The organism is Bradyrhizobium genosp. SA-4 str. CB756 (assembly GCF_000473125.1).
Taxonomy (GTDB): domain Bacteria; phylum Pseudomonadota; class Alphaproteobacteria; order Rhizobiales; family Xanthobacteraceae; genus Bradyrhizobium; species Bradyrhizobium arachidis.
The window spans coordinates 2,484,529-2,500,196 of the sequence record NZ_KI421499.1; the positions used below are offsets into that span (position 1 = coordinate 2,484,529).

Here is a 15,668-nt window from a genome sequence, read left to right on the forward strand (position 1 = left end):
TGCGATCGTGGGGTGACCATAGTGGCTAACCGGAGGGTTGCGCCTCCACTCTTAATGGTTCGGTTAGAAAGTGATACTCGCTTTGGCGAGATGCGAGAAGACCGCTTGTGGCCCTAAGGTGAAGATCGCGGTCGCGCTCGGTATTCAGCAGTGGAAGCCAGACCCGACGTGCCGAGAACGCCGCCAGATCGACGCGAATGACCCAACTCGGACATCGGAGCCAATGGCTTGGACCGGATTTTTTTGGCGTCTCTTCGCCGATAAGAGGGACTTTTGGGCCGGCGCGGGATGCTGTAGTCTTCTTTAGAGCTGCTTTTCGAGATGGGGCGTGCCGACGTCTCCGTTCGAGGTGAATGCAGCAAGGAATGCCTTCGGCGGGCATCGCACTTCCTTAAACCGACAATTCTTTTGCGCCGGTCTACTTGTGGGCAATCCGCAATGCGCGCGGGCGCGGGATAGCGCTCGATTGTGCAGGCAACGCCCTCGGTTCGCTGAGGCTCCTTTGGAAAAGACGAGGAGGAGTATCATGACGCTTGCAAGCAAGATTGGTTTGAGCATCGCCGCGCTCGGCGCGGTCGGTGTCCTTAATGCCGTCGAAATGGCAAAGGCCGACGACGTGCCTGATGCGCTATCCGTCGAGTGGCAAGGCAAGAAACCTTGCGAGAAGCTTTTTGACGACGCAAATGTCAGCGTGGTCCGGTGCACGTTCCAACCGGGGGCTGTGCACGTCTGCCACTCACACCCGGGTTACCTAAGCTATGTGGTGAGCGGAGGCCAAGGACAGATCCGGGACGAGAAAGGAATGCGTAAGATCAATGTAACTTCCGGCGCATTGTTAGATGTACCTCCGACCCCATGGCACGAGTTTGCAAACGTAGGAGACACCACGATTCAATTCGTTGTCATCGAGAAAAAATACCAGCCTGTAACCCCAGTGAGTCAAACCGCATGCCCGAAGGAAACAGTGGGTCGCACGCAATAACGGATGGTAGGGACCAGCCGCCAGGCTCGCTTTCTGGGTTCGCGGGTAAGAAGTGCACATAGGTAGGAGGGCCTGATGAAGACTGCCTTTCTTTCAACCCTGATCCTTGCACTTTCGACAAGCGCCGGCTTCGCACAACAGCCCGCGCAGTGCCGAAACTTCGAGGCTACAATTGCGCTTCAGATGACCAAGGAAGGTTGCTTAAGCCAGATCGACCTTTGCACTGTCGGAACAGTCATGAGCAACGAGCCCGCTCTAAACGGCGCAACGTGGCTTTTCACGGCGCACGGGATGGCCGAAACCGCTGGACTGCCTTCGTTGCCCAAAACACTGCAATCTTACGCGGGAACGGTGCTAGTCACGGCAAAAGGGGGAACATTCACGACCAGCACTGTTGGCGTGTACGAAACCGAGCCGCCGGCGTTCAGCCAATTGGATAAGATCGTCAAGGGAACCGATCGATTCAGCAACTCCACCGGTCGGCTCATTTTTCTCACCGGCATCGGTCGGCAGGCTGGCGGATTTGATTCGCACGCTCGCGGCGAGTTGTGCGTGAACGAATAACGAGGCCGTTCCGATAAGCCGAGGTGGAGGCTCGAGACGCGGGAACAACCGCGAGGCGTTGAGAGGGAGGTTCTGTTGGTCCGAGCCAAGCCTTCAATGTCGCCTGTTGGCCCGTGGCTGACTTCCCCTCTTGGCCTCGCATAGTCCGCTTCCGAGGGCTGAGCAGAAAGCTATCGTGGAGACGCCGAGGGCAGCCTTTGACCCTGAGCCGACGTCGACCAGCCGTCAGCTGCGCAATCGCTCGCGAGGCGATCCTGGGGAACGGTGTGACGTTTTGTGCACCCCCTGCGTGTGTTTGAACTGGTAGTATTGGTAGCGGTGGGCTCACCTCATTGCCCCTTGCCGATCCGGCGCCCTGCCCACCAGACCCGCCTGATCGGCCACTCTGGCCGCGTCGCGCGTATAGGCCACGGGGACTCGAACCCCGAGCCACCGGATTCATAGGGCGTAATCCGACTCCTAGAGTCCCACCTTACCGCCGAGAATCGCGGATTAGACCACAGCTTACTAAGCGAAACCGAAGCAGAAAGGTCTCACAACACCAGGAGAGTCATATGCAACCGAGAACGCTCCTCTTGAAACACATCGTCCTCATATCGGTAGCAGCCATGTTCTTCGTCGCGAGTCCGTCGTTCGCGCAGCAGAAAGGTGCGTCTTCTTCGGAGATGAAAACAAAAGAGGTGGGAGTTGATGGCCTCACACTCCATTACATTGAGCTCGGGCAAGGAACTCCAGTGGTGTTGGTGCACGGCACACTGGAGGATTACCGCACGTGGGATGGACAGCTCGAGGCGTTCTCGAAGGGATATCGACTGATCTCGTACAGTCGTCGGTACCACTATCCAAATGAATGGCCCAAAGTTGCAACGGATTTTTCCGTCACGCTACATGCAAAAGACCTGGCTGCATTCATCAAGGCACTTAATCTACCCCCGGTTCATCTCGTTGGTCATTCGTATGGGGCGTTCATTGCGTTCCTGGTCGCACGAGATCACCCGGAGGTCATTCGCAGTCTGACGCTGGGCGAACCGCCCGTATGGCCGTTACTGAAAACGACTCCTGAAGGAGATGCTCTTCTTAGCGCCATTATCACGAGGTCAATCGCTACGAGCGAAGCATTCAAGCAGGGGAATGACGAAGAAGGAGTGCGTCGATTTGTGAACGGCGTACTGGGCGATGGTTCGTACGAGAAAATCCCACCTCCCGTTCTGAAGCGCGTCATGGACAATGTTCAAGAACTGAAAGGCGAAGCCTCATCGCGAGACCTCTTCCCGCCCACCACATGCGAGGACGTGCAGAAGGTGAAGGCGCCAACATTGCTCGTCGACGGGGGGCTCAGCCCTAAGGTGTTCCGTCTCGTCGACGACATGCTGGAGCACTGCCTGCCGAGCGTCGAACGTGCAACGATTCCGGCGGCATCTCATCAGATGGAGGTTGAGAACCCCCAAGCCTTCAATGATACGGTGCTTGCATTCATTGCAAAGCACTGAACTGTTGCATCTCGTTCAATATCGTTGATGCCGTTTTCCGGGAGCTCGGCCGGACGATCGAGCGCTTCCGGGCGGCCGCGCTCCGGCGCGCCGCCTCGCACTGATAGTGCCGCAGGTTGGGCCCTTGCCGGGCTCGATTGGGTCACGATGCATCCAATGTCGCCTTTTGGCCCTTAGCTGCCTTTCCTCTTAAGCGCCTGAACGTCGGCTTTCCAGCCGCGAGCGGACTACAGGTGGACGGTGCCAGGAAGCCCGCTTGTGACCCCAGGCCGACCTCGATCAAGTGGGAAATGACGACTTCGCTCACAACGGCGGCGTGGCGGCTCAAAATTCGGCTGAACGCTTCGGCCGCCTTGTGCGACCAATCCTCGCGGAGAACAATCGCTGGCGGCTTGAGCAACGAGCCGGATTGCGCCCGCCTCAACCAACGGAAACACGCGAATGTCGCTGCCAAGTTGTGCCCTGCCGGCGCAAGCCTATAACCTCGAGCTCCTGCACGAGGAGGGGCGCCCTGGCCCGGAGAGCCATGGCTGGTGCTTCGGGCTGCCGCCTGGCATCTCGGCCGAGCAATGGCCGCTCGATCCGCTCACCGGCTATCCGCTTGTCCACGGTCTTACGCTGCGCTTGCCGCCGGACTATCGCTGCCACGGTCCGGATGTCACGGGCCTGAGTTTTTTCGGCTGTTGCAACGAGCACAGCGAGGGCGGCACGAGCCCGGACGAGACCATTCACGCCACCATGACCGGGGCCGCTGCGCCCGCGGACCCGCGCTATCTCCCGTTTTGGACCGCTGTCCAAAACAGCCATCCGCGGCTGCACCGCATGATCGACATCCTTGATGACAACTATGCCGTCATTCTCTTGACGGAGTCAGAGCTCAATGGTCCGCTGTGCCGGCCGCCGGACACGGCGGCCGCGCGCGCCCTGAGCTGCCACGCGGCGCCAAAGTGGCTCGAGATTGGGGGCGCTCGCGCCTTCTTCGATGAGCTGATCGGCTCAACGGATCCGCGAAAGCACTACTTGCCAAAGGTTCTGGGCGGCGCGCCCGACTCGAAGCTCGCCTGGAGCCGCGGCTTGCGCTGGCGGCCGCGTGCGGTCGATCCAAACGCCGGCAAGGCGCCGCAAGATCCGTTCACCGGCGACAAGGCCGCAGGCTATCAGCAGCCTTATTATTACGAAGGCGAGAACTATCTCGACCAGGCCTGGACCAAAGACCATGCGCCCAATCATATCGGCGGCACGATGCGCCCGACCCAGGCGACGCCGCGCTTCAGCCCGTTCTATCTCGAATTCGCGGAATATCTCGGTGGCTACAATTTCGGCACCGGAAATTGCCAGCTCGACTTCTTGAACATGAAGCTTGACTGGGCCTGCGGCTAATCGCTCGAACGCCTCCTGCGCGCTCGCTGCATAGTGGCCGCTTTGCGCCAATACCGGCCGCCCCTCGCAACTCAGCTTCTGGCCCGAAGCTGCCTTTCCTCTTAAGCGCCTGAACGTCGGCTTTCCGGCCGCGAGCGGACTACAGGTGGACGGTGCCAGGAAGCCCGCTTGTGACCCGAAGCGGACGAACCCGTTTATAGAAAATTGAGCATCTGCGGCACGATCGATTGACGCGCCCGCACACACAACCAAAAGCTGATTTGCCGGTATATGTGTTGGAAGTAGCGACGGAGGACGGCAAATTGGGTTTGGCACTTCTAACCCTAGCGGTCGGGATCATAGCTATCTTCACGGCATTGGCGTTCTTACTGTTGCGAACACCGATACCCACTGACAGCCTAACCGGCGAACAAGCATTGGCTCCGGTCGAAGCAAACCCCGCCACCCACAAAGCTTGTGGCGCGGGCACGACCTTGATCGCTGCTGCTGGGATCGGGATACTTTGGTTCTTTATTTGGAAGTTGATAGCGATTGCGCTGCAATACCTGTTTGTGAGCGGAACTTCGTCGCGTGCATTTCCGGTAGTGCCACTGTCCTTTGCCATTTCGATTGCGACGATGTGCGTGGTGGTTCTGCTTGTACGTCGCGCTAGCAGATGGTAGGCGTGCCCCCTGTAGCGCCGTCCGCTTGTGTGGCCCTTAGCCGAGCAAGGTTGGGGCCGTTTCCGGCACCCCCGCCAGCCGCATTCCCTCAACGAGGCGTTCGTGGACAGCAAGAAAAATCGGATTGTCGCTCGGTACGTGAGCGCGAAACCGACAGATGGTGAAGCTTGGATCAAGCGCAAGTCCCGCTCGTACCGTGGCGCGCGCCTGGTCTAGTTCGCCAAGCCACGCAAGCACTGCTCCGAGAGGGAAGTGGGCGAACGAATGGTTGCGGTTTGCATCGAGGCCCCGACGCATCCAGATGACCGCCTCGTCATCGACACCGAGCTGCGCCTTGGCAAGGCCAACATATCCCATCCAACGAGCGGCATAGGTGTCGCGAGGAGAAAGGCGGAACGCCTCGTTTATGTGAGCTTCGGTTTCTGCGCCTCGACCAAGGAAGAACTTGGCCAAGCCGATGAGAGCATGAGCGCGGGCTAAATTGCGATCCAGCGCCAATGCCTGCTGGCACTCCGCGATGCCTTGGACTGCGCGTTTCGTAAATATTTGCGAGTTGCCCAAGGTCAAGTGAGCCAAAGCGTGGTTTGGCGCGAGGGATAGTACCCTCATTATGGTTGTCTCCGCCGCAGCAAGCCGCGCTGAATGGTCATCGGCTATAAAGGAAGCCCCTATTGAGGTGTCGACCCGCGCCAAGCCGACCATGGCCTCAATGTTTTCGGAATCGAGCGCAAGGGCCCTCTCGAAAAAACTGCGCGCTCGTGTCAGGCAATTGGGGGTCTGCCCCTTGTTGAACCAGCTGCTGCCTTGGAACACCAAGTCCATCGCGTCTGGGTGCAGTGAACACTCGGCCCGCCGCGCCTCCGCGGCAACAAGTTCGGCATCAAGCTCGTTAGCGAGTCTCGATACGATTTCATCCTGCATGTCAAGGAGGTCGGCAACAGGCTTGTCAAAGCGTTCGGCCCAGAGGTGATTGCCTGTATTGGCGTCGACCAACTGCACGTTCACACGGAGGCGGTTGCCGCTTCGCTGCAAAGAACCTTCGAGCACATAACGGACGCTAAGCTCACGTCCCAGCTTCCTTACGTCCAGGGCTTTGCCCTTAAACGTGAAGGCGGTGTTGCGCGCAATCACAAACGCGCCACCGATGCGCGATAAGTCTGTAGTGAGGGCCTCGGTCACCCCATCCACGAAGTACTCTTGTTCCGGATCACCGCTGAGGTTCGTAAAAGGAAGCACTACTATGGAAAGGTGAGGCGCTGAAGCCGTGTCCCACTTTGCGCGCATACCGTGGGTCGCGGGGCTTTGCTCTTCCCAGACGATAGAGAAGGCCCGGACCGGGCGAGCAATGTTTTTAAGGCTCTGCTCACCCATGTCGGCGAACTCGACGCCAACTTTGCCTCGGACGTGATCATACGCAGACAACGAGATGCAGATGCCGCCGGGCTCTGCGATCGTCTCAAGCCGCGCCGCGATGTTTACGCCATCGCCGAATATGTCATTGGGCTCGATGATTACGTCTCCAATGTTGACTCCCACCCGGAAGGCTATGCGACTGTCTTCCGCGTCTCCTATTGTAAGTTCTCCAACTCGGATTTGGAATCGTACAGCAGCTCGGACTGCTTCAACCGCACTCGGAAATTCTGCCAAGAACCCATCGCCAGTGTTCTTCACGATGCGGCCACGATGCTCCGCAATCGCGGGGCCGACAGCTTCCGTCAGGAGCGTCGTAAGTTTGGTATGAGTAATTTCTTCGTTGTCGTGCATTAGCCGCGAATAACCAACCACATCGGCGGCCAATATTGCCGACAGTCTGCGCTCGATCCGGACTGGCCGCTCTTGCACCATGGCTCGCAAACCTAATCCACGGCACACCGTATAACGGATAACAGAGCGCAACTAAACCGGCTGTGACGGGCGACCGCCTAACCTGAGTGTTCGTTGCTTATCGATAGAAAGGGCAGGCGCGCTGACCGATGCTACGGCTTGCCGAACCACTAAAATGGGCGCTCGGCTGAAGCGCTCACTGCCTCGCTTGCACCAGCGCAGTGCCTGTGTGGTTCCGAGCACGAAGCGGTTGTAGCATGTGGTGTACGGACCAAACATCTCGGGCAGATCACGCCAAGGTGCTCCGGAGCGGGACCCAGAAGATGCCATTGAGGACACGACGGTCGTTAACCCGAGGAACGCCACGCGGCTTGTTCGGCAGCATGGGCTTGATGGCAATCCATTCATAATCGGCCAGTTCGTAGCGCATGATTCGTGCCCCCAGTTTGGAAGCTTGAATCACAGGGGTCTGGCCAGACGCAACGCTTCCGGGCAGGCCCCGGTTGGACGCTTGGGGGTAGAAGCGGATATCAGCCAGCCGACTATCTCAGCTGAAACCGTCGAAATGACCCGATGCGGTCATCGTGTCGCTCGCGCCGCGTCAGCTTTTGGGCCCAAAACGGAAGTCGGCTGACCAGGTTTTCTCAAGCGCGCGCGCGCCACAGCGTAACTGCAAGCAGGATATAGGCAGCACAAGTCCACAGCGACTGCCAATTATCCGGCCTTTCGCTAAGCGCTGCATAGATGGCCGCCACCAAGAATACGCCGGCAAATATCGCTTCCGCCATGGGGCGGATTCCTTTCTTGGGGCGATTGAGCTGAGTCATAGCCGCGAAAGGGACCGCCGCCATAGTGAGGGCCGCAAAAGGAAAATCCTTCTCGCGCGGGTCAAATATAAAGCCCAGCGCGGTCTGCGTGCCGATCACGATGGTTACGATCAAGATCAATCCGTGCATGATCGCCAGCCCCGATGGGGTCCGGAAGTCCTCCGGACCCAGCAATTCCAGAAATGTGGGCGGTGCGCGCCCGGAGATCAGGGCATTAGCGCCAAATAGCGGCGAGGCAGTTGCCGCCACCAGAAGTGCGCCCCACAGAAGCCAGCTGCCCGCGTCGTAGCTTTCATAGAACATCTTTTGAGCGGCCACCCCAAACAGGGCTCCGGCGGTGGTCGCCGATATTCCGACCGCAAACCATGAGGCGAGCCGAGGCTGCGAGGGCTTCCGGCGCGAGCTCAACCACGCAGTCCCGAACACCAGGATCGCCAGCGCCATTCCGCTGCTCATTTGCAGTTTCCAGAGCGGATAATTGCTGACGGGGATGCCCGGCGGATATTTCAGCGTGCGCTGCGCGGAATCGAATAAGCCCCACGATCCGCCGACGGTGCCCTCGAACTCATGCTTCCACAATTCATCATACGCCTCGAACAGGTTGACGCGGAAATTCTCGCGCCGGGCAAGATCGAGGATCTCCGAGATCACTCGCGCCTGATTGGTGCGCGACGGTAGCGCCGAGCCGCGCATCCGCCCTTCGCTCGGCCAACCTGTTTCTCCGATCAGGATTTCCTTGCCCGGAAACGCCAACGCCATCTGCTTTCGGATGGCGTCGACGTGAGCAGCGGCAGATTTCGCCGGGACCGGGACATTTTCCCAATATGGCAGGATATGAACGGTGACGAAATCGACGGCGTCATCGAGTTCCCGATAGCGCAGCCAGTACTCCCAGACGTCGGAATAGGTGACGGGGACCGGCACCTGTGCCTTGACCGAGCGGATCAAGGCAGCAAGGTCGGAAGGCGTCATCTTCCGATGCAACAGAACCTCGTTGCCAACCACGAGTGCGGTGATGGTTTCCGGATATTGCTGGGCGAGGCGTATGCCCGTGGATATCTGCGTCGCGTTCTTCTGTCGGTCCCTATCGAGCCAAATTCCCTGAATGACTTTCAGCCCTACCTTGGACGCGAGTTCGGGGATCTGATCGAGACCAAGATCAGTCGCATAGGTACGGATACAGTCGGTTATTTTGACAAGCTGCGCGAGATCTTCCGCGATCTGGTCTCGCGGCACTGGTGTCGGCGACTCTGACGTTTGGTTGTTGCGGAAGGGCGCGTAGGATATGCATTGCAGTTTGGCATTCGGATCGATCGGTGCGCGCGCCAAGTCAATCGGTATGGCCAGCCACCACCACACCGCGGCGATCGCACCCAGGGATATGATGAGAAGCGCCACAGGCGTGCGAAGCGAGATAGATCGACCCTCCAACGTAGAGATCGTCGGTCAACCGGCATGCTGTTGTGACCCGACAACAACAGAAATCATCGTCCGCCGGTATCTACTTGATCTGTGAAATCTGCCGCCAGATCGTCCGTGCCGCAAGAGGCGAGTCAATATCGAACGATGGCCATGAGATTTTCTCACTCTGAGTTCTTCGCATTATGACCCAAAAAAGACATCGGAGTACTGGACGGCAGATCTCAACGAAGCCAGACCATCATTCCCGCGTGGCATCGCGAGCTGCGCTCAGCGCGCTAGCCGCGTTTCAAGCGCGCCACCGTTGTCGGCTCATGGCCCTTAGCGGACCAATCGCGGCATCGTGCGCCACGGCAGCTTTTGACCCATCTGCGACATCAGCGCGCATATTGCTGTGATGCACGATACCGGCGGGATTTGAAGTACATGTTAGGCTGTCGCTCGGCCTTGAGGGCGACGTAATGCGACGGCGCGATTTCATGACGCTTGTCGGCGGCGCGATGGTGGCGTTGCCGCTCGCAGCGCTGGCCCAGAAAGCGGGGCGGATCTATCGCCTGGGTTGCTTGTTTCCGCATCCTCGCGACATCTCTTTTAACGTGCGTTTTTTCGTGGGCTGGAAGATCGGGCCGTCGAGCTGGTGCCGATACCCCCGGTGAACAGTGTGGATGCGCTCTTCGCAGCCAATCGGGATCGGCTCGCCACAGAAGCACTTCGACCACCCGCCGCAGATAGAGGCGACGTGATTTGCTGGCGGCGAGTATTACACCTCGTGACGCCCTGGGCCGACCATCGATCTATCGCGCCTAGTGGGCGATCTCGGAGGCGAGCCACTTCCCGACATCAGTAGTCACGTCGCAACATAGTAACAAAATCTGGCGCTTACCTGGTCCGAGCCTTCTTTGCCTTTTGAGTTTCCTCGTTTGCATGCTGGAGCATCGCCTTGAGTTCTTCCTCGAGCGATCGCGGCGAAATTCCGACTAGCCCAAATCCCGGCCGGCTGCCGGAGGCCGTCGTGTCGATCTGCATAAGCTCAACCTGATTGCGCGTGAGCGGCGGGTGCGGCAGGATCTCAGCGAGGCCCGCGGCTGCACTCCAGAAAGCGAAGGGTATTCGCACCAGCATTGGCCGCAATCCAGCGGTGCGCGCAATGGTCCGCAACAGCTCCTCGTATGAGTAAATACGCGGGCCGGCCAGTTCGTAGATTGGGTACGGTCTTTGCGTTTGCCGCAGGACTTGTGCGATCGCCTCGGCGACGTCGTCCACGTATACCGGCTGAAGCCTCATCCTGCCGTCGCCGAACAGCGGATAAGCCGGCAGGATCCGAAGCAGCGAAAGAATTGTCGTGAGAAAGGCGTCGTCCTTTGCGAACATTACCGCCGGGCGGATAACGACTGCGCCAGGGAATGCGGCTTGCACGGCCGCCTCGCCTTCACCGCGGTTGCGAATATAGGGCGAAGGCGATGCGGGGTCAGCGCCTATTCCTGATAGGTGCACAAACCGTTTGATCCCGGCCCGCCGCGCCACTCTAGCGATCCTGGCGGCCGCTTCGACGTGCACCGAATGAAATGTGTCGCCTCCATGCTCGGCGTAAAGGCTGATGGCGTTGACGACGCCGTCGGCACCCATAACGGCGGCCTCTACAGAGCGCTCGTCATGTGCATCGGCTGTGATCTTTTCTACGTTGTCTCCCTCGACCCGCACAGGATGCCGCGAGGCTATGCGGACCGTAACGGTTGAGACGCTCAAATGGTGCACAACGCGACGACCAACAAAGCCCGTTCCCCCAAACACGGTCACGCGGTTCATTCCCCGGTCCATCCCACGATCCTGTGCGACGTTCTCTATTGACCCGCCGAGCGCAGCGCGCACTGCCTCAGCCGCCTCCGCCGGCGAACTGCCTTTGTTGAGATGATGTGAAATCACATCAATCAGAATTTGCGCTGCGGGGCCGACCGTTTGCAACTCTATCCTGGCTTGATCGATCAGCGGCTGCGCTTCAATGTAGAGCGCATGTGCCTGTTCGATGATCGGATGTGCCTTATTGAGAAGATCGATCAGCGCCTTGGTCGCTGGCAATGACCGCTCAATTTGTTCAAGCTGCGCGTCGCTGAGACCGGAAACGTGACCAATGACTTCAATGAGCAAGTGTTTCAGCATGGCGCAACCCTGCTGGTAGCGACGCTAGCTCAAGGCAACCAAGCGTCGGCGCGGGCTCGGGGGGCGTCAGTTGTTGTCTGAGCCGACAGGGCCCGGCCGCCAAGCCATCTGAGCCCGGAACAATCGCCCGCAATGGTGGCTGATATTTGATACCATATCAATCGTGTCCAGCATCCGGATGCCATGGGCAAAGGTTTATCTGGACCGGGCCGACTTGGCGCCGGCCGTTAGAAGTCGGCTCAAAAGTAGCTCTCCAACGTGCCGCGCCGCCGGACATCGAGCGTGGCGCAATGGAAGGCGCCACCAAATGCCGCATAGTGTAAGAACTCGCAGGGAATCGGCTCGAATCCCCAATTCTCCAACGCACGCATCGTTGCGGTATGATGTGGATCTACGATGACGCGCTTCTCGTCCACCATCAGTACGTTCATGTTGAGCCATTTACCGCATAGCGAAGTGATCCTGAGCATAGGATCGGTTATCGGGTCGGGCTCGGGGGCCACGAGGATGTCCCATCTTTTCAAGATGGCCGGAAGACGGTCGACGTCTATGTATTCGGGATTGATCAGAATCTTGCCGGGCCCAAGCGGCAATATGGTGGTGTCGATGTGCATCGGATTGGGGCAGCGGCTCTCGATCTCATGGATGCGATAACCGTCGCCAAGGTGGCGCCGCAGCCATTCAATACCAGACGCGTTCGTGACGTTGCTGCGAGTCACGAACAGGTCGCGCCCGCAGCGAAAGAAGTCGGCGGCGTCAAAGACCGGTTCGAATTCGGTGAGGATGTATGAGATCGGCTCGCCTCTTTTGGGGACGCGAAATTCAGGGACGAACAGTTCGTCCGTCAGTTGCGGTCTGGGCGCGCCCGTCCACCGCGCGCCACGTTGAAAATAATCCTTCAGAATCGGACGAAAGGAGTGCGTCTCGAAGTAGCGACAGGGCCAAACCATTGGGGTTTCAATGATCTCGTCGCCGATCACGAGCATGCTGTCACGCGGGCAGGAATTGCAGAAGCCGCGCGAGGACCATTCCGGCGTGCTGAAGCGCTTTCTGTGGTCGACGGCGTCCGGCCGCCTCACGACGATGTCCAGCGACCGTAGCAGCGCAACAAAGCCATCAAGCTCACGCTGCGCCGGTTCGATCATGATCTTTGGGTAACGGAAGCCTGCGAACAGCGACTGGGCACGCGCTGCCATTCCCGGGACGTTGCAGGTGACAACCGAATGATCGGACGGGATACCCGCACCCTCGAGCCTTCCGACTATCACTTCCTCCAGCGTGTCCCACTCGTTGTGTGAGTTCACCGGAGAAACTCGGTCCGATGGGACGGCATCCGAAGCGCGAGCGCGCGTGATCATGTCCATGCATGCGGCCTTCTGTGTGCTACAACAGCCGCAGGTCCCGGAAGTTCCAGAGGTCCGACCGCCGGTTGCCGGGTCGATCGCAAATTCTTGATGTCGCCTGTTGGCCCTTAGCGGACCAATCGCGGCATGGTGCGCCACGGCAGCTTTTGACCCCAAACAGACATCTGGCGAGAGCGGGACGTGTCCTAAGTAGAATTATGGGGTGTCCTGATTTGCGGAAGACCTCAGATGCGCCACTCGACGAACTCTTGGAGGAATTGTTTACCTTCTGGCGTCCATGTGCCGAAGAGCCCACTGTCCGACGAGTCCACTAGCCCAAAGACAGCGAGAGCGTTGATAGCATGCTCGCCTGCCTGCATAGCGCCGCTGTCTACAGTGTCGCCGAGCCGGCCAAAATATTGCTCCACCATCTTAGCCAAGGCGACCAGCAACATCCTCTCACGATCCGTCATAAGCATCACTCTTACGAATGCCGCCGCGCTCGGCGGAAGCTTCATAGCAAGCCACCTGCGATGTCGCCTATTGGTCCTGAGCCGAACCAGGTTCAGCCCATTATGGTGTCGGCTACCGTCGATATAGCGGACACCGGTCGCGCTGGCTTTGATGGGCGCTTGTGACGCATAGGAGGCAAACCGGCCAGAAGCGTATAAGCTTCTGAAGAGACATGTTTCTCCCTATGATTGCATTTGCGATGCCACAATGTCTTTTCAAAAAGTCGTCGGCTCCGTCCTCTTTGCAGTTGCTGCGATAGCCAGCAGTTTGGCCATGGCTGACGACGTAAAGCGAATCTCCGCCAACGGATACGAAATCGCCTACGTTGAAGCGGGCCAAGGCGATCCCGTCATATTCGTCCACGGTGGTCTGCAGGACTACCGGATGTGGAGCGAGCAGCTTCCGAAATTCGCAGCCCGATATCGCGCGATCGCGTACAGTCGTCGAAACAACTATCCCAATCAGACAAGTCCGGAGGGTACACCCGATGCTGCAGCCGATGTGCATGGTGAGGACCTTGCAGGTCTCGTGCGCGCTCTGGGGTATTCCAAAGCCAGGGTCGTGGCGCATTCATCCGGAGCCCACGCGGCGCTTTTCTTCGCCGCAACGCATCCCGACATGGTCGTCAGTCTCGCCGTGAATGAACCGCCTGCGCTTGGCATCCTGAACGGTCTGCCCGACGGCAGTGACATGTTGAAAGAGCTGGGTGCAACGCTCGCCCCCGCCAGAGAAGCCCTGAAAATCGGCGATGTGCAACGCGGCATTCCCCTGTTCGTCAATGGCGTTGGCGGGCCGGGCGCATATGAACGTCGCTCCGAAGCCCATCAAAAGATGAACTTGGACAACGTTGCATCATATCAGGCGGATGCGACGACCAAGCGGCCAAGGCCGGTCTTTACCTGCGACATGGCCAAGGCCATTGCGGCTCCGACGCTCCTATCCGCGACCGAACGAAGCCCGCGATTTTTTCATCGAATCGTCGACCAATTGGAGCGTTGCTTGCCGAACAACGAAAGAATCGAGATCGCTGCGAGCTCGCACACCGCGCCATGGGAGAATCCGGCCGCTTACGATCAAGCCGTCCTGGCCTTCATGGCGAAGCATTAGCCAGCAAGTCGGCTTCTGGTTCCGAAGCCGACACCGAGTGCAGCCGCATCGACGGCCAAGCGCGCGATGAAGAATTCAGCCTTGCGGGCGCAGGGCCGCTTCGGCGCGCTGCATCATCCGCTGCCATCGCTCGCTTGTCGGCCCGCCCATGAGCAGGAAATAGCGGACGATCGCGATCGGCAGCCAGGTCTCCATCGCTTGCCTCAGCGCCGCTACCGGCTTGCCGGACAGCCGCGCGTATTCGGATTGCGCGGCCGCATTGACCGCAAGCGGCCGCTGCGGATTGTCGGCGACGTCGAGGGCAAACTCGGTCAGGCTGATGTGAGTGAGCCCGTGATCGAGGGCCGCAGGCGCGCGGATCGAAAAGGTCCAGTCGATCAGCCGCGGACCGTCCGCCGTCATGATCACGTTGCCAGGATGGATGTCGCCATGGCACAGCCCGTCCCCCGGCTGCTGCAGGCGGTCGATCAGCGCGAGGATGCCTGAGGCGATGTGCTTGGGCACGATGTCGCCCGAGAGCCTGAAGGCGTTGTCCATCCAGCTGCGCAGATGGAAGGCCTCCAGCGGCGGCGACATTCTGTGAACGGACAGGCCGAGGGATGCAAGGATCGCACCCGCCTGGGCGAACGTCACGGCGCCACTGCGCGTGACCTGCAGCAGTGTCGGTCCGTCGAGGCGGCCGAGCACGATGCCGAAGCGTCCGTCGAGCGTCACATCGCCCAACACCTCCGGCGCCGGCACGCCGGCGACGAAGACTGCCTGGATCATCCGCGCCTCTTGCTGGCCGACCCGCGGCGGGAAACCTCTCCTGAACAGTTTTACGACCTGACCTGGCGCCCAGGCGTGGATGTCCGCCGTGCCGCCCTGGTTGATCTTCTCCCCGAGGGATCCCCGCATCGCATGTACTCCTACCGGTCGCAACCAAATGCCGCGGGCGGGCAAGAGAGAACGCTCCCGTCATCTTGGCTGCCAGCCATGGTCGTGGCTTGTCCGCCGGAGAGGGCGCCGCGCGCATCGCAACCTCGATGCGAGGCGAGGTAGGCGATTTCGCTGCGCGCAATACCGATATCCATCAGCTCCCTGTCACTCAGGGCGCACAACTTGGCCAGTAGAGTCTGGCGTTTGCGCCACTCCTGAAACGCATCCCAATATGGTTCGAGAGGACTGTAGACCTGCCGCCTTGCGGTTAACGCTCCCAGCTCAGTGGTCCCGCGGATCGTGCTCATCAGGGCGTGTCCTGTCTGGACTGTTAGGTTATTGTTTGAGCATGATCTTTTCGGAAAACCGCTGCGCACTTTGCGCTAACGCGGCCCTTCGGGTCCGGACCATGCTCTAGGCAGAAGTTGCCGCAAGATGAGCGGGCGCGCTTAACTGGCGGGTTACATTTCTCTTACCGGCGG

The 15,668-nt window shown here is 59.4% G+C and carries 14 protein-coding genes and 1 pseudogene; 7 read left to right on the plus strand and 8 right to left on the minus strand.

Annotation, left to right across the window (positions count from 1 at the left end):
- The first annotated feature begins 526 nt into the window (after window positions 1-526).
- The 5 genes from BRAGE_RS0112280 to BRAGE_RS0112300 all read left to right on the plus strand — a co-directional run bounded on the left by BRAGE_RS0112280 (window position 527) and on the right by BRAGE_RS0112300 (window position 5,078).
- Window positions 527-982 (plus strand): cupin domain-containing protein, encoded by a 456-nt coding sequence (locus BRAGE_RS0112280; RefSeq protein ID WP_028146267.1) that lies wholly within the window; start codon window positions 527-529, stop codon window positions 980-982.
- Between the two features lie 75 nt (window positions 983-1,057).
- Window positions 1,058-1,546, plus strand: coding sequence for a hypothetical protein (locus BRAGE_RS0112285; RefSeq protein ID WP_027559661.1), 489 nt, complete (start codon window positions 1,058-1,060; stop codon window positions 1,544-1,546).
- A gap of 575 nt (window positions 1,547-2,121) precedes the next feature.
- Window positions 2,122-3,036, plus strand: coding sequence for an alpha/beta fold hydrolase (locus BRAGE_RS48465; RefSeq protein WP_159073925.1), 915 nt, complete (start codon window positions 2,122-2,124; stop codon window positions 3,034-3,036).
- 441 nt (window positions 3,037-3,477) lie between these two features.
- Complete coding sequence (locus BRAGE_RS0112295) at window positions 3,478-4,416, plus strand: hypothetical protein (protein WP_027559660.1); 939 nt, start codon at window positions 3,478-3,480, stop codon at window positions 4,414-4,416.
- A gap of 227 nt (window positions 4,417-4,643) precedes the next feature.
- Complete coding sequence (locus BRAGE_RS0112300) at window positions 4,644-5,078, plus strand: hypothetical protein (protein ID WP_141263020.1); 435 nt, start codon at window positions 4,644-4,646, stop codon at window positions 5,076-5,078.
- A 36-nt stretch (window positions 5,079-5,114) separates the two neighbouring features.
- Here BRAGE_RS0112300 and BRAGE_RS0112305 read toward each other — a convergent pair whose 3' ends face one another.
- The 3 genes and pseudogenes from BRAGE_RS0112305 to BRAGE_RS0112315 form a co-directional block, all read right to left on the minus strand.
- Window positions 5,115-6,923, minus strand: coding sequence for an adenylate/guanylate cyclase domain-containing protein (locus tag BRAGE_RS0112305; RefSeq protein WP_027559658.1), 1,809 nt, complete (start codon window positions 6,921-6,923; stop codon window positions 5,115-5,117).
- 180 nt (window positions 6,924-7,103) lie between these two features.
- Window positions 7,104-7,332 (minus strand): annotated as a pseudogene (locus tag BRAGE_RS52710) (transposase); the annotation flags it as partial.
- A gap of 214 nt (window positions 7,333-7,546) precedes the next feature.
- Entirely contained in the window at window positions 7,547-9,127 is a 1,581-nt protein-coding gene (locus BRAGE_RS0112315) for a glycosyl hydrolase family 17 protein (RefSeq protein WP_027559657.1), read from the minus strand.
- 500 nt (window positions 9,128-9,627) lie between these two features.
- Here BRAGE_RS0112315 and BRAGE_RS54485 point away from each other — a divergent pair, with 500 nt between their 5' ends.
- A complete protein-coding gene (locus tag BRAGE_RS54485; protein ID WP_156950851.1) occupies window positions 9,628-9,804 on the plus strand; it encodes a hypothetical protein in 177 nt (58 codons plus the stop codon).
- A gap of 223 nt (window positions 9,805-10,027) precedes the next feature.
- On the opposite strand, the gene BRAGE_RS48475 is transcribed toward BRAGE_RS54485, so the two are convergent.
- The 3 genes from BRAGE_RS48475 to BRAGE_RS0112330 form a co-directional block, all read right to left on the minus strand.
- Window positions 10,028-11,305: a complex I NDUFA9 subunit family protein gene (locus BRAGE_RS48475; protein ID WP_231164045.1), complete on the minus strand. Its 1,278-nt coding sequence runs from the start codon at window positions 11,303-11,305 to the stop codon at window positions 10,028-10,030.
- A gap of 239 nt (window positions 11,306-11,544) precedes the next feature.
- Entirely contained in the window at window positions 11,545-12,669 is a 1,125-nt protein-coding gene (locus BRAGE_RS0112325; RefSeq protein WP_231164044.1) for an amidinotransferase, read from the minus strand.
- A 224-nt stretch (window positions 12,670-12,893) separates the two neighbouring features.
- A complete protein-coding gene (locus BRAGE_RS0112330) occupies window positions 12,894-13,166 on the minus strand; it encodes a hypothetical protein (protein WP_027559655.1) in 273 nt (90 codons plus the stop codon).
- 202 nt (window positions 13,167-13,368) lie between these two features.
- On the opposite strand from BRAGE_RS0112330, the gene BRAGE_RS0112335 reads away from it, so the two are divergent.
- On the plus strand, window positions 13,369-14,268 hold the full coding sequence (locus BRAGE_RS0112335; protein ID WP_084334341.1) for an alpha/beta fold hydrolase: 900 nt from the start codon (window positions 13,369-13,371) through the stop codon (window positions 14,266-14,268).
- Between the two features lie 75 nt (window positions 14,269-14,343).
- Here BRAGE_RS0112335 and BRAGE_RS0112340 read toward each other — a convergent pair whose 3' ends face one another.
- Together BRAGE_RS0112340 and BRAGE_RS48480 are read right to left on the minus strand one after the other, a co-directional pair.
- The gene (locus BRAGE_RS0112340) at window positions 14,344-15,165 is read right to left on the minus strand and encodes a phosphotransferase (protein WP_027559653.1); all 822 of its coding nucleotides are present in this window, start codon (window positions 15,163-15,165) and stop codon (window positions 14,344-14,346) included.
- An 11-nt stretch (window positions 15,166-15,176) separates the two neighbouring features.
- A complete protein-coding gene (locus BRAGE_RS48480; RefSeq protein ID WP_063617177.1) occupies window positions 15,177-15,494 on the minus strand; it encodes a DUF1127 domain-containing protein in 318 nt (105 codons plus the stop codon).
- Window positions 15,495-15,668 lie beyond the last annotated feature (174 nt).